Below are 13,804 nucleotides of genomic sequence, written 5' to 3'. Positions count from 1 at the left end.
ACGGGCGGGCGCTGGCGACGGGTTCGGCCACGCCGGCATCGCCGGCGGCTACCCTGCGGCTCTCAGTATCCATGCCCTCGTCCTACCCCTTCGGTGCGTCGAGAAACCCCGTCTTGGCGGGGGCGACGAAAGCGTAGCAACGTCGCCGCCGGTTGCCTGTATGGCTTACGGATGTGAACGAATGGCCGATACCGCGCATCGGCCGGGGCATGAACAAGGCATCATGAGAACGTTTACAAGGGTGGTCCGCCGATATATGTTTCGTCCCGCCGGAGCCTGTGCGCCGGCCTTCGCCTACACGCAAAGGTTCTTTGGTCCACTCATGTCCGCGCGATCCTACCTGGGCTCGGTGCGCGTGGCCTTGCTGGACGACCATGCGCTCGTCCTGAAAGGGCTGATCGCGCATCTGGAAAAGTCACCCGCGATCGTCATCGTGGGCAGCCATTCGAGCAGCCGGCCATTCCGCGCCATGCTCGCCACCATGCCGGTGGACGTGGCGCTTATCGACTATTCGCTGGCCATGGACGACATCGATGGGATCGCCCTCATCAAACTGCTGCGTGCCGCCTACCCGAAGATGAAGATCCTCGTGGTGTCGGCGCACGACCAGGGGCTGGTGGTCCACAGTCTCCGCCAGGCGGGCGCCGATGCGTTCGTGGCTAAGAGTCAGGACCCCGACGACGTCATCCGCGCCATCGACGCCGTGATGACCGGCCGCGAGTTCCTGCCCGTGCGGGAAGGCGGCGACAGCGCGCCGCCGGCACCGGTGTCGCGCCTGTCGCCGAGGGAATGGGAAGTGATCCGCCAGCTCCTGGAGGGCCTGACCGTCGGGCAGATCGCCGCGCGGTCGGGTCGGAGCCTGAAGACGATCAGCACCCAGAAGTCGGTGGCCTACCGCAAACTGCGTATCTCGTCCGACAACGAACTCTACCTGCTGCGCGACTACGTGCTCGCGCTGGACGGTTCCTCGTCGTGAGGCGGGTGCTGGTGTTCGCGATGGTGCTCGTGGCGTGGGCGGGAGCGGCGGTCGCCGGAACGGCCGACCCCGACGCCCGGCGCACATGGATCGCCGAGCACCCCGTGCTGCGCATCGCCATCGACGCGCAGCAGGGCGCCGAGGTCAACAGCGGCAAGTCCAACCCGTTGGTCAGCCAGTATCTCGAACTGGTGGCGCGGCATACGGGGTTGCGCATCGTCACGGTGCGCACGCGCTCCTGGGAGGAATCGGTGCGGGCGTTCGAGGAGCGTCGCGTCGACATGCTGCCCTCGCTGAGCGACCGGCTGCTGATGGCCGACGTGGGCGCCACGGCGCTGTTGTCGCAGCCCTTCTATCAGGGCCGCTCGGTGATCATCAGTCGCACCGTGGGTCCGGCGTCGCTCGACCTGCGGGCGCTGGAAGGCCACACGCTGGCCTTCACGGGTGGCGGCGCCTACGAATCGTGGCTGCGGCGCGAGCATCCGGCGATCACCCGCCTGCCGCTGGCCGACATGCACCAGGTGCTTGCGGCTGTGGAAAGCGGTATCGCCGACGCGGGCATCGGCGTCGACGTGGCGTACCACCCGATCGTCCGGCGCGACTACGCGTTGAGCCTGCGCATCGCGGGCGACGTGCCCGAGATGCCGGTGGCGATCCGGGTGGCGGTGCACAAGGACGAACCGGCATGGCTCGGCATCGTCGACGACAGTGTTCGCGGCATCAGTGCCGACGAGAACCGCGCAGTGATCGAGCGCTGGCTCGAGGCGGCCTACCTTCGCGCCCCGACCCTGTCACAGGTGGTGTCGGCGTATCGCATCGAGATCGGCCTGGGCCTCGCGTTCCTCGTGGCCATGGTGTTCGCGCTGTGGCAGATGCGTCGCGCCCAGCTCGCCTCGCGACGGGGCGAGCGGCAGAAGACGATGCTCCTGGCGGTGATGAGCCACGAGGTACGCAACGCGGTCAACGCGGTGACGTCGTCGATCGAGCTGCTGTCCCGCACGCCGATGGAAGGTCCGCAGCGCGACCTCATGGCGATCGCGCAATCGAGTAGCCGAAGTCTTCAGAATCTTCTCAAGAGCGCGCTCGACTACAGCCGTTCCGAAAGCGAGGGATTCACCCCGGATCTCGCCTCGTGCGATGCCGTCGCCGTCGCACGTCAGGTCATCGAGGGGCAGCGGGCCGCGATCGAGCAGAAGGGGCTGGAAATTCGCCTCGACCTGCCGATGGGGCCGCTCCCTTGGCTGCTGCTGGACGAGACACGCGTCCGTCAGCTCCTCGAGAACCTGCTGTCGAACGCGGTGAAGTTCACCGAGCACGGGCATGTCGGCATCGCGCTCTGGCAGACGGCGGGCGACGCATCCGACGACGTGCGCCATCTGGTGCTGGAAGTCTTCGACACGGGCATCGGCGTCGCGCCCGAGCGGCAGCGCGAACTGTTCCGGCCGTTCTCGCAGGCGCACGGCAGCCATTCCGCGCGGCTCGGGGGCACCGGACTGGGCCTCGGCATCTGCGCGGAAATCGTGCGTCACCTCGGTGGGCGGCTGGACCTGACGAGCGACGTGGACGTGGGCACGGCGGTGCGCATCGAACTGCCGACCAGCCGCGTGCCGGTCATGCCGGTCGTCGACGACGCGCCCGAGAGCGCACCGGGCGTCGACATGCCCGAGCGCGGGCTGGTACTGCTCGTGGAAGACCATCCGGCCAACCGGCAGATCATCGCGGCGCAGCTGAAATTCCTTGGCTTCGACACGCATGCGGTGGACCACGGGCAGGCGGCGATCGACGCGTTCGTGCCGGGGCGTTTCGCCGGCGTGCTGCTCGATTGCGAGCTGCCCGACATGCAGGGCTATGACATCGCGGCCGAGCTGCGCGCCCGCGAACTCGCCAACAACGGTCCGTTCACCCGCTTCATCGCCATTTCCGCCAACGACGGGGAAGCCCATGTCCGGCGTTGCGGCGAGTCCGGTATCGACACCGTCCTCGGCAAGCCGCTGTCCCTCGCCGCACTGAAGGCGGCGCTCGCCGAGCAGGCCGGCCCGTCGTTCGTGGAGCGGACCTTCCGCGACGAATGCCTTTCCGATATCGAGGCCATCCGCGAGGCGCTCGAGAACGCCGATCCCGAGCGCGCGCTCGCGCTCGCCCATCGCATCAAGGGCGCCGGGCTGGTCCTCGGCCTCGCGCACGTCGCCGAAACGGTCGAGAAGGTGGAGGTGCTGTTGCAGGCACGGCCCGTCGTGCGTGGCGACATCGACGACCTGCTGACGGGGATCGTCGAGCGCATCTAGCGCGCTGCCCGGGTTGCAGGCATCGCCCCCGATTTGTGTCGTCGGACCGCGCCGCGCGTTTTCGTCAGACGCGCGGCCCGTCTCCCGTGCCATGCTTTGCCCTCCCATTCCAGACGGAGCCATCCCCATGGCGCGCTTCGACGCTTCGGCCAGCGGTACCTTCCTCATCGGCGGCGACATCGAGGTCAACCGCCTCGGTTTCGGCGCCATGCGCATCGTCGGCAAGGGCATCTGGGACGAGCCCGAGCGTCCGGACGCCGCGCGCGCCACGCTCGCGAAACTGCCCGAACTCGGTGTGAACCTCATCGACACCGCGGACAGCTATGGCCCGGAAGTGAGCGAGCGTCTGATCCGCGAGGTGCTCCATCCGTATGCCGGTCTGACGATCGCGACCAAGGCCGGCCTCACCCGCCAGGGACCGGACCTCTGGGCGCCCGTGGGACGGCCGGAATACCTGCGCCAGTGCGTGCTGATGAGCCTGCGCCGACTCGGCGTCGAGCGCATCGATCTGTGGCAGCTGCACCGGATCGATCCGCTCGTGCCGCGCGACGAGCAGTTCGGCGTCGTGCGCGACATGCAGAATGAAGGCCTGATCCGCCACGTCGGCCTGTCGGAGGTATCGGTCGAAGAGATCGAGGCGGCCTCCGCATACTTCCGCGTGGCCACCGTGCAGAACCTCTACAACCTCGGCAATCGCAAGAGCGAAGCCGTGCTGGATTACGCGGAAGCCAACGGCATCGGTTTCATTCCCTGGTTCCCGCTCGCCGCGGGTGCCCTGGCGCAGGAAGGCTCCGTGCTTTCGAAGATCGCGAGCCGGCTCGGTGCCACCAACGGCCAGGTGGCGCTCGCATGGCTGCTCGAGCGTTCGCCGGTGATGCTGCCGATTCCCGGCACCGGAAGCGTCGAGCACCTGGAGGAGAACGTGGCCGCCGCCGCCCTCGACCTCTCGCAGGACGACTTCGAGGCGCTCGAACGCGCGGTCTGACCCGCCCGTTCGTCGTCAGTGCAGCTTCACCGGCGGCAGGGTGGTGTTGCGTAGCCAGTCGGCCATGGACAGGGCCGTGGCACGCGGCCACCCGTGCAGCGTCGCGCGGTGCATGTACTGGAGCGAGATGTAGAGCATCTTCGCCAGCCAGCCGCGCATCGGGATCGGCGTTCTGCCCTTCGGCACGGACGGCAGTTCGCCGGTGGCATGGTATTCCCCGAGCGACACGAGCGTGCCCTTCGCGTGGTACACGAAGGGCACGACGGTGTCGTTGCGCAGGGCGCGCGGTATCGCCCGCGCCAGATAGCTCGCCTGCTGGTGCGCGGCCTGCGCGGTGGGCGGCACGCCCGGTCCCCCTTCGGTCGCCGCGGCGTACGCGCAGTCGCCGATGGCATACACGTTGTCGACGCCGATCGCCGCGAGGCGCGAGTCCACCACGATACGGCGGTCCTTCGACAGCTGGAAGGGCCCGAGCCCCGTCATCAGGTCGTGGCCGATCACGCCGGCGGCCCATACGCGGATGTCGCAGGTCACGACGCTGCCGTCCTTGAGATGGAACCCCGTGGCGCTCACCGCGTCCACGCCCACCCCCGTCCGCACGTCCACGCCCATGCGCACGAGAACCCGGTGAGCCGACGCCGACGTCCTGGGGTCAACAGCGGGGAGGATGCGCGGCGCGACGTCCATCAGCGTGATGTCGAGCTTGGACGCCGGATCGAGGCCACCGTAACGGTGCATGTCGTTGAACGCGTGATGCAGTTCCGCGGCGAGTTCCACGCCCGTGGCACCGGCACCCACGATACCGATGCGGATGCGCCGTTGCGGATCGCCCGCGCTGCGCAGGGCGAGCGCGAGAATCTTGCGGCGCAGGGCGATGGCCTGCGCGGGGCTGTCGAGCATGTCGCAGAATTGCAGCACGCCCGGCGTGCCGAAATCGTTGACCCGGCTTCCCAGCGCGAGCACGAGGGTGTCGTAGGCGAGGGAACGCGGCGGGAGGATCTTTTCGTCGGTCATCGGCAGCACGACCCCGTCGAGGTCGAGCCGGCGCGCGGCGGTGTCGACGCGCTTCAGCGCGCCTGGCTCGAAGCGGTAGCCATGAGCCTGCGCATGGGCGAGGTAGGGCACGGCTTCCTCGCCGTCGCCGAGAAGGCCCGCGGCGAGCTCGTGCAATCTCGGCTTCCAGAAATGACTGGCGTCGCGATCCACCAGCGCGACGTCGAACTCGCGCTGGCGTCCGAGCCGCGTGGCCAGCTCGATGCCCGCCGCGCCGCCCCCGACGATGACGATGCGGTGTCGTTGCGCTGCGGTGGAAGCGGTCGCCATGCGTGTGTCTCCTCGAAGGCCTGCCGGACGAGGATACCGGTCGGATCGTCGGCGGCTTGCGAAGACCACCTTCGTCATGTACACAACCGCCATGACCTCCTTTCAATCGCTCGCGGCCCTGGTGGATGCCAGGCTTGCCGCCGTCTTCGCCACGCTCGGACTTCCCGCGCATCTCGCGCGCGCCCAGACGTCCGACCGCCCCGAACTGGGCGATCTGCAGTGCAACGGTGCGCTGGCCGCGGCGCGCGACGCGCGTCGCCCACCGCGTGCCATCGCGGACGACGTCGCGCGGCTGCTGTCGGAAGACGACGCCTTCGCCGAGGTGTCGGTCGCGGGGCCGGGATTCGTCAATCTGCGCATAGCCAACGCGCTCCTGGCCGATCGCGCGGCGGCGATGGTCGACGACGCGCAGCTCGGCATTCCCGACGAGGGCAGGGGGCGTCTCGTCGTGCTCGACTTCGGCGGCCCGAATGTCGCCAAGCCGCTCCACGTGGGTCACCTGCGTTCGCTGGTGCTCGGCGAGAGCCTGCGCCGCATCCACGGCGCACTCGGCTGGCGCACGCATGGCGACGCGCACCTGGGCGACTGGGGCCTGCAGATGGGCATGCTCAGCGCCGCCATCCGCCGGCGCTCGCCCGATCTGCCGTATTTCCATGACGACGGTGGCGCCCTGCCTGCGAACGCGCCGGTGACCGTGGAAGAACTCGAAAAGCTGTATCCCGAGGCCGCGGCGGCGTGCCGCGCCGATCCTGGGCGGATGGCGGAAGCGCGTGCCGACACGGCCGCGTTGCAGGCGGGCGATCCGGGCCTGCTCGCGCTGTGGCAATCGCTGCGTGCCCTGAGCCTGCAGGCGCAGGTGCGCGATTTCGACGAACTGGGCGTCGTCTTCGACGCGCTCGATGGAGAGAGCGACGTGCGCGACGCGGTAGGGCCGCTGGTCGCCCGGCTCGAAGCCAGCGGCGTCGCGCGCCGGAGCGAGGGTGCGCTGGTGATCGACGTCGCGGAGCCGGAAGACGCCACCGCGATGCCGCCGCTGCTGCTCGAGAAAAGCGACGGCGCGGCCTTGTATGCCACGACCGATCTCGCCACCCTCGAAGCGCGCGCCACGATGCCCGGCCTCGCGCGCGTCGTCTACGTCGTCGACCAGCGACAGGCCCTGCATTTCGCGCAGGTGTTCCGTGCGGCCGGGAAGGCCGGCATCGGGTCCGGCGTGGAGCTGGTGCATGCCGGCTTCGGCACGGTGAACGGGCTGGATGGCAAGCCCTTCAAGACGCGCGCCGGGGGTGTGGCCCGACTCTCGGACCTGCTGGACGACGCCGTGGCGCGCGCGGAAGAACGTGTGCGCGAATCCACGGAAGGCGCGGCGATGGACGAGCGGTCGCGCGCGGCACTGGCGCGTCAGGTCGGCATCGGCGCGGTGAAGTTCGCCGATCTCTCGGGCGATCGGCTGTCGGGTTACGTCTTCGACGTCGACCGGCTGGTGGCTTTCGAAGGCCGGACCGGTCCCTACCTGCAATATGCGTGCGTGCGACTGCGTTCGCTGCTGGCGAAAGCGGGCGACGCGACGATCGGTCCGGTGGCACCCGAGGCCGACAGCGAGCGCGCCGTCGTGCTGTCGTGCCTCGGGTTCGGCGATGCCGTGGCCGCCGCCGGCCGTCAGTACCAGCCGGGTATCGTAGCGGACCACGCGTTCGACCTCGCCCAGCGCTTCAGCCGCTTCTATGCGGACTGCGCGGTGCTGGCGGAGCCGGATGCCTCGGTCCGCGCGGCGCGATTGGGACTCTGCATGCTCGTTCGCCGCGTCCTCGAGCGTTCGCTCGATCTGCTCGGCATCGACGTGCCCGAGCGCATGTAATCAGATGAGGGTGGGAGCCAGCAGGCTGGCTCCCACACACGACATCAAGCCTTCGAATACGCCTCGGTGGCATCCATCACGCGCGCCGAGTAGACGAGCGCGGCACCGGCATTGAGGGCCACCGCAACGCCGAGGGCTTCGGCGATTTCGTCCTTGGTCGCACCCTGCTTGAGGGCCTCCGCGGTATGCACGGTGATACAGCCGTCGCAGCGCGTCGTCACCGACACGGCGAGCGCGATCAGTTCGCGCGTCTTCGCATCGAGGTGGTTGGTCCTGGCGCCGGCACCCGAGAGCATCTGGTAACCCTGGACGGTGGCCGGGCTGAGTTTGGCGATTTCGCCAATACGGCCCATGAGCTGGTTGCGATAATCGACCCAGTCGAGCATGGTGATTCTCCGGTGGGGCGGCGGCACGGGATGCGTCGTCGATGAAGAGAATCATGAGCCGATCGCACCGCCGGGGGAACGCGCGCACGTCTCGTCTTCTGGCCCGAACGTCTCGGTCGACACTGGATCGGGAAGACCACAACGCCTGCACGAGACACGCGACATGACCCAACCCGTTCGCACGGTTCCCGCCGGATTCTTCGGCATGATCCTCGGCCTCGTCGGCCTGGGCAGCAGCTGGCGTGTCGCCGCTCGACTGTGGGGGCTTCCGCCGGACATCGGCGAGGCGATCATGGCCGTCGCGTTCGTCGTGTGGCTCATCCTCACCGCGGCGTTCTGGTACAAGTGGATCGCCCATCGCGCCGCGGCGCTCGAGGAAATCCATCACCCGATCAACTGCTGCTTCGTCGGACTGGCGCCCTCGAGCACGGTGCTCATGGCGGTCGTACTGGCACCCCACTTCCATGCCCTCGCGGTGATCGCGCTGATCGGCGGCGCCATCGGCCAGGTGGCCTTCGGTGTCTGGCGCTTCGGCGGCATGCTGGAAGGCGATCGCGACGTGTCCACGACCACGCCGGTTATCTACCTGCCGTCCGTCGCGGGTAACTTCATCATCGCGATCGGCGCCGGTACCCTCGGCTTCACCTCGTGGGGCATCCTGTTCTTCGGGGTTGGGCTCTTCAGCTGGTTCGCGCTGGAATCGATCGTCGTATTCCGTCTGCTCAACGTGGCCTCGCTCGCACCCCCGCTCCGTCCGACCATCGGCATCCAGCTCGCGCCGCCCGTCGTCGCCGTCGTCGCGTTCCTGGCTAACACGCAGGGCCACCCCGAGCTGTTGACCCAGGCCGCATGGGGCTACGGCCTCGTGCAGCTACTGTTGGTGCTGCGTCTGTTCTTCTGGATCACGAAGCAACCATTCGCGCCGTCGTACTGGGCGTTCAGCTTCGGCATCACCGCCCTGTCGACCGGCGCACTGGCGATGACCGAGCGCGGCGTGACGGGCGCCATCGCGCAGATGGCACCCGTCGTCTTCGTGTTCACCAACGTGGTGATGGCCGTGCTCATCGTGGGCACGCTGGTGCGCATCGCACAGGGCAAACTCCTGCCGTCCCCGCCACCCGCCGCGGCGGCGTCGCCGGCCTGACCACCGCGCGGGATCAACGCTTCCCGGCAAGGATCGCCTTGGCCGCGTCGACACCGATCACCCACGAGCCGGCCAGCATCATGGTGTCCTTGAGCACCAGGCGACCGGCGCCGGAAAGGTAGGGGAAGCCATGCTGGGCGTCGCCCAGCGCGGCGACCCACGCTTCAGGTGTCGTGAACAGGAACGACAGCGTGACCAGCGTGGTACCGAACGACAGAAAGGCGCCGAGCAGGCCCAGTTTCTTCGACAACGGATACGAGAGCACGAGCAGGGCGATCGTCAGCTCGACGACACCGAGGCCGGTCGAGAAACCGTACGTGTTGTTCGCCGTCTGCCATTCCCGCTGTTCGGGAACGAGCTGACCTTCGTGCGTCAGATGCGCCTTGTACTCGGTCGGGTGTTCGTAGAAGAACGACATCACGGGGCTGTTGGCGACGAACGGAGTGATGCTGTCGGCCTCGTAGGGCACGAACTTGAGCAGGCCGATCCAGATGAAGACCACGGCGATGGCGATGCGCATCAGGTTGGGGCCGAGGCGTTCGGTACGGACGAAAGCGCCGAGGGCGCGATGGAACAAGGTGTTCATGAGACGTCTCCACAGGACAGGCGGTCATCGGTCGATGTCCGCGACCCGACTAGTGTTGCCGGAGGCGTTGAGAGGATGAATACTCGGATATCTCAATGATTGGCGCGAACGTCTCATGGATGCCCTGACCCGAATCCTCGACCTGGCCAACGTGCAGGGTGCGCTCGACGTGCGCTGTTACCTCGCGGGCGGCTTCAGCGTCGAGCACGACGCGTCGTTCGACGGGGAAGCGCCATTCCATCTGGTGCTCGCCGGCACCGCCTTCATGGATCTCCCGGGCCTGCCCACCGTGACGATGTCGCCGGGCGACCTGATCGTGCTCCCGCGAGGCACGCCCCATCGCGTGCACGATGGCGGTCCGCGCTCGGCGGCGGTTCCGGTGCAGGTCGACCGCGACGCGGCGCTCCACATCAAGCGCAACACGCTCGGCCCTGCGGACCTCGATCTGCTCTGCGGCCGCTTTACCTTCGCACCGGATGCCGCGCGTCTCGTGTTCGATGCCTTGCCGGCGGTGCTGCACGTGAAGGTGTCCGAAGCGCACGGAAGCGCCGCGCTCGACGCGGTGGTGGCGATGTTCCGCGACGAGGTGAACCGGCTCGAGCCGGGCGCGCTCGCCGTGGTGACGTCGCTGACGCGCGCGCTGCTGGTGTTCGCGTTGCGCGCGTGCATGCGCGACGGGCAACTTCCGCCATCGCTGCTGTCGCTGATGGCCGAACCGCGACTGGGTCGCGCGGTGCTCGCCATGCTGCGCGAACCGGAACGCGAGTGGACCGTGGAACTGCTGGCGCGGGAAGCGGCCATGTCGCGTGCGACGTTCGCCCGGCACTTCGAGGCGCGGGGCAACGTCGCCCCGCACGAGGTGCTCACGCTCTTGCGGATGCACCTGGCAGGCGACCTGCTGCGTCGAGGCGACCTCACCGCGGGTGCCGTGGCGGACCGCGTCGGTTACCGCTCGGAATCGGCGTTCGGCAAGGCGTTCGTGCGCACGATGGGCGTGACGCCGGCGCGCTACCGGCGCGACCATCTCCACGCGCCGCCACCGGAAGCGACCTGATCCGCGGGGATCGTCAGAGCTTGTAATTGATCCCGAACAGTAGCGTGCGCCCGTACGTGTCGTACTTCAGCGGTCGGGCGACCTTCACATCGTTAGGCAGGGCGGCGATCTGCTGCGTCTTCTGCGGCGAATTCGTCAGGTTGTTCACCTGCAGCAGGATCGACAGGCCGTTCCACGTGCCATGGTCGAACGCGTAGCCCAGCTGGAAATCGGTCTGCTTGTCCGCGAGGATCTGCGTGTACCCGAGCTGGTCGAACAGGGCCACCGCCTCGCCCGTGAACGATGAACGATAGCGCTCGGCGACGCGCACCGACCAGCCGTAGCGCTCGTAGTAGAGCGCCAGGTTGGCGACCTTGCGCGACAGACCGGGAAGGGTCGACGGACTGCCGGCGATGCTCGATACCGCGCTCGTCGGCAGCGTGCTGTTCGTCAACGAGAAGTTCGCCTGCACGCCGAAGCCGGTCAGGGCGGGCGCGACGAGCGCGCCCTCGAGCGCGCCCGAGAGTTCCAGGCCCTGCATCTTGCCGCCCGTGCCGTTCTCCGGACGGGTGAACGAGCCGATGACGCTGGACGGCGTGAGCGTGGGCGAGTCGTTGACGTAGCGCGAGAAGTCGTAATCGAGCGTCGTCTGGTTGTAGATGTAGTTCAGCAGATTCTTGTTGAACACGGCGGCCGCGACATAGCTCGACGTACCGAAGTACTTCTCCCACGACAGATCCGCGCCGACGGCGATGTACGGTTTCAGTTTCGGATTGCCGCCGCTGCCCGACCAGAGCACCTGCCCGGCGGCGGGGCCGTCGTTGATCAGTGCCACCCCCGCCGACGTCGCCACCTTTTCGTCGTCGATGCGGCCACGCGCCATCGTCTTCGCCAGTCCGAAGCGCAGGTACTGTTTCTCCGCGATCTCGGCGACGAGATTCAGGCTCGGCAACACCTTGGTGTAACGCGTGCCGCCGGAGATGCGGCCGACGAGCGCGTCGCCGTTGGTCTGCAGGGCCTCGGACGACTGGTCGGTACGCACGGCCTGCACGCCCACGTTGCCGCGCAGCGGCACGTCGCCCAGGTGCGTGTCGATATTGAACTTCACGTACGCTACCGGCACCTTCTCGCGCACCGTGTAATTCCGGCTCCAGTCGGACTGCCCATTGCGCTGGGTCAGGTAGAACTGGCTTCCGAGCGCTCGCAGCACGTCGTAGTTGAGGATCGCAGGAATACCGCCATAGCCGAGGTCGGTCGTGCCATGCAAAGCCGATGGATCGATGGGCGCGGCGAAGCCGGGCACGTAGTCGTCGCTGGTCGAGCCATTGCCGTTGAGCCACGCGAAGAAGACGTCGGCCTGCTTCGTCTTCTCGCGGTCCGAATAGTTCACGCCAAGCGTCGCGTCGCTGAAGATCCACCCCACCGGATGGGTCACCTCGAGACGGAACGCCTTGATGGTGTCCTTCTGTTTGTCGAACTCCTGACGACCGTTGTAACCGTAGTTGTTCGGGTCGGTGAAAGCGATGAGGGATGGGTCGGCGAAATTCACGCCCGGACGGAAATCGGGATAGTGGTCGTGCACGGGCGTGGCGAAATCGACGGATGTGGTGGCCTGGTCCGGCAGGCCGGCGAAGAGGTACGCGTCGTGCAGCCGCTTCTTCGCACTCGAGTACGATGCGTCCGCCGTGACGACCCAGCCGTTGCCGAAGTCGTACTGGTTGTTCCAGCCAGCGGAGAACAGCTTGTCGCGTTCCTTCGTGTAGTCGTTCTGCAGGATCGATTTCAGTCCGTCGATGTGACCGGTGGTGACGATGGGATACGGCAGGGCCGGCACGACGCCGACGTTCGAATACGACACGTTGTCGTAGGGGCTGCTCGACCACTGGGCGCCGTTGAGGAACGTCTTCTGGTCGAACGTGGAGTAGTACAGGTCGAGCGTCGAGTGGTAATGGTCGTCCGGCGCCCATTCCAGTACGGTCATCAACCCGTTGCGCAACTGGTGCTCGGACTTCGCGCGCAGTTGCATGCCTTCCTGCGACAGCACGTTGTCGGGCAGGCCTGGCGTCCGGGGCGCGCCCCAGTTCGTCTCGGCGCCCTGCGAGCCGTTGTTGAGGCTCCACCACCACGCTTCGTACTGTTTTTCCTGTACCGGCGAATCGAGTTGCGCGAAACCGACGGCGAGGCCGAGCGTGTGGTCGAAGAACTGGTCGATGTACGACGCGCTCACGCGGTGGCCGGTATCGCCGACGCCGCTGCCATGGTTCAGGCTGCCATTGGAATTGTTTTCGCCGCGAAGATTGACGGCGATGGTGCGCTTTGGCAGGTCGAGCGGCTTGATGGTGTGCAGGTCGACCGTGCCCGACAGGCCCTGGCCGATCAGCGTCGCATCCGGTGTCTTGTAGACCACGGCGCCGCTGATCAGCTCGGAGGGATACTGATCGAAGTCGACGCCGCGGTTCTCGCCGATCGTGGCCTGTTCGCGGCCGTTGAGCGTGGTGCCGGCGAAATCGGGCGAAAGGCCGCGGATCGAGATCTGGTTCGCGCGGCCGCCCACACGCTGTGTCGCCAGGCCGGCGAGGCGCGCGAGGCTCTCGGCGATGCTGCTGTCCGGAAGCTTGCCGATGTCCTCGGCGGAAATCGCTTCGACGATGCTGTCGGAATTTTCCTTGGCCTTGATCGCGTTCTGGATGCTTCCCTGGATGCCGGTGACGACGATCGCATCGAGGTTGCTCGCCGCGTCGGGATCGAGCTTGCGCTTTTCGTTCGGCGGTACCTGCGAGGGCGGCGTCGCCGGATCTTGCCGAATTTGTTCCTGCGCATGCGCGACAGGTGCGCAAACCATCGCGAGGCCGAGGAGGCACGAGCTCGCGAGCGCGTGGGGACGAAGGGCGCGCGCGGCGTTGCCACGCGTCGTGTAGCGACGGATCATGCGTTTTTTCCCTGCGTTCGGTAGGAATCGCGGTCGCCCCCCAACGCCGCGGTCGCGGAGGATGGTGGAGCGATGCCAACGATGTCATCTGGCGACGCAGCACGAATGTGTCGCATCGTTCAGTCTCGCGTGACGCGTCGCAACATCAACGCGCCCATGCAAATCCGGCCGTTGACGTGATTTTTACCGTGCGCTATACCTGTGTCGGCGATGAGAACCTTCTCAAAGGGCATCGCCAAACGCCGCGTATGCATGGGGCATCGCGGTCGCGCAGCTCGCGAGTGAATGACGGGACAGCCTTC

At 67.4% G+C, this 13,804-nt stretch carries 10 protein-coding genes; 6 read left to right on the top strand and 4 right to left on the bottom strand.

The features are described 5' to 3' along the window. Window positions 1-322 precede the first annotated feature (322 nt). The 3 genes from BMX32_RS15590 (at window position 323) to BMX32_RS15580 (ending at window position 4,246) form a co-directional block, all read left to right on the top strand. Window positions 323-976: a response regulator gene (locus BMX32_RS15590; RefSeq protein WP_049808739.1), complete on the top strand. Its 654-nt coding sequence runs from the start codon at window positions 323-325 to the stop codon at window positions 974-976. Then, on the top strand, window positions 973-3,261 hold the full coding sequence (locus BMX32_RS15585; protein WP_139206756.1) for a hybrid sensor histidine kinase/response regulator: 2,289 nt from the start codon (window positions 973-975) through the stop codon (window positions 3,259-3,261). Before BMX32_RS15590 ends, BMX32_RS15585 begins: the two co-directional genes overlap by 4 nt. Before the next feature lie 127 nt (window positions 3,262-3,388). After that, on the top strand, window positions 3,389-4,246 hold the full coding sequence (locus tag BMX32_RS15580; protein ID WP_029213925.1) for an aldo/keto reductase: 858 nt from the start codon (window positions 3,389-3,391) through the stop codon (window positions 4,244-4,246). A gap of 15 nt (window positions 4,247-4,261) precedes the next feature. On the opposite strand, the gene BMX32_RS15575 is transcribed toward BMX32_RS15580, so the two are convergent. Continuing rightward, window positions 4,262-5,569, bottom strand: a complete 1,308-nt coding sequence (locus BMX32_RS15575) for an NAD(P)/FAD-dependent oxidoreductase (RefSeq protein ID WP_089980114.1) — start codon at window positions 5,567-5,569, stop codon at window positions 4,262-4,264. 91 nt (window positions 5,570-5,660) lie between these two features. Between BMX32_RS15575 and argS the strand changes: the two genes are divergently transcribed. Next, entirely contained in the window at window positions 5,661-7,424 is a 1,764-nt protein-coding gene (gene argS, locus BMX32_RS15570; RefSeq protein WP_089980411.1) for an arginine--tRNA ligase, read from the top strand. A 44-nt stretch (window positions 7,425-7,468) separates the two neighbouring features. Here argS and BMX32_RS15565 read toward each other — a convergent pair whose 3' ends face one another. Next, on the bottom strand, window positions 7,469-7,810 hold the full coding sequence (locus tag BMX32_RS15565) for a carboxymuconolactone decarboxylase family protein (RefSeq protein WP_089980112.1): 342 nt from the start codon (window positions 7,808-7,810) through the stop codon (window positions 7,469-7,471). A 163-nt stretch (window positions 7,811-7,973) separates the two neighbouring features. Here BMX32_RS15565 and tehA point away from each other — a divergent pair, with 163 nt between their 5' ends. Beyond that, window positions 7,974-8,954 carry a dicarboxylate transporter/tellurite-resistance protein TehA gene (gene tehA, locus BMX32_RS15560; protein WP_089980110.1) on the top strand — a complete coding sequence of 327 codons (981 nt, stop codon included), beginning with the start codon at window positions 7,974-7,976 and terminating at the stop codon, window positions 8,952-8,954. A 13-nt stretch (window positions 8,955-8,967) separates the two neighbouring features. Here tehA and rclC read toward each other — a convergent pair whose 3' ends face one another. Continuing rightward, complete coding sequence (gene rclC, locus BMX32_RS15555; RefSeq protein WP_089980108.1) at window positions 8,968-9,540, bottom strand: reactive chlorine resistance membrane protein RclC; 573 nt, start codon at window positions 9,538-9,540, stop codon at window positions 8,968-8,970. A 115-nt stretch (window positions 9,541-9,655) separates the two neighbouring features. On the opposite strand from rclC, the gene BMX32_RS15550 reads away from it, so the two are divergent. After that, window positions 9,656-10,594, top strand: a complete 939-nt coding sequence (locus BMX32_RS15550; RefSeq protein ID WP_089980107.1) for an AraC family transcriptional regulator — start codon at window positions 9,656-9,658, stop codon at window positions 10,592-10,594. A gap of 13 nt (window positions 10,595-10,607) precedes the next feature. Here the strand turns inward: BMX32_RS15550 and BMX32_RS15545 are convergent, their stop codons facing one another. Then, on the bottom strand, window positions 10,608-13,502 hold the full coding sequence (locus BMX32_RS15545) for a TonB-dependent receptor (RefSeq protein WP_089980104.1): 2,895 nt from the start codon (window positions 13,500-13,502) through the stop codon (window positions 10,608-10,610). Window positions 13,503-13,804: the final 302 nt, after the last annotated feature.

Source organism: Luteibacter sp. UNCMF331Sha3.1 (genome assembly GCF_900109915.1).
GTDB lineage: Bacteria > Pseudomonadota > Gammaproteobacteria > Xanthomonadales > Rhodanobacteraceae > Luteibacter.
This window is presented reverse-complemented; position numbering and strand designations above follow the sequence as displayed.

What these genes read in the sequence shown, in the direction of transcription:
- BMX32_RS15590 (WP_049808739.1), top strand. Translation starts at nt 323, where the DNA reads ATGTCCGCGCGATCCTACCTGGGCTCGGTGCGCGTGGCCTTGCTGGAC.
- BMX32_RS15580 (WP_029213925.1), top strand. Translation starts at nt 3,389, where the DNA reads ATGGCGCGCTTCGACGCTTCGGCCAGCGGTACCTTCCTCATCGGCGGC.
- BMX32_RS15575 (WP_089980114.1), bottom strand. Translation starts at nt 5,569, where the DNA reads ATGGCGACCGCTTCCACCGCAGCGCAACGACACCGCATCGTCATCGTC.
- argS (WP_089980411.1), top strand. Translation starts at nt 5,661, where the DNA reads ATGACCTCCTTTCAATCGCTCGCGGCCCTGGTGGATGCCAGGCTTGCC.
- BMX32_RS15565 (WP_089980112.1), bottom strand. Translation starts at nt 7,810, where the DNA reads ATGCTCGACTGGGTCGATTATCGCAACCAGCTCATGGGCCGTATTGGC.
- tehA (WP_089980110.1), top strand. Translation starts at nt 7,974, where the DNA reads ATGACCCAACCCGTTCGCACGGTTCCCGCCGGATTCTTCGGCATGATC.
- rclC (WP_089980108.1), bottom strand. Translation starts at nt 9,540, where the DNA reads ATGAACACCTTGTTCCATCGCGCCCTCGGCGCTTTCGTCCGTACCGAA.
- BMX32_RS15550 (WP_089980107.1), top strand. Translation starts at nt 9,656, where the DNA reads ATGGATGCCCTGACCCGAATCCTCGACCTGGCCAACGTGCAGGGTGCG.
- BMX32_RS15545 (WP_089980104.1), bottom strand. Translation starts at nt 13,502, where the DNA reads ATGATCCGTCGCTACACGACGCGTGGCAACGCCGCGCGCGCCCTTCGT.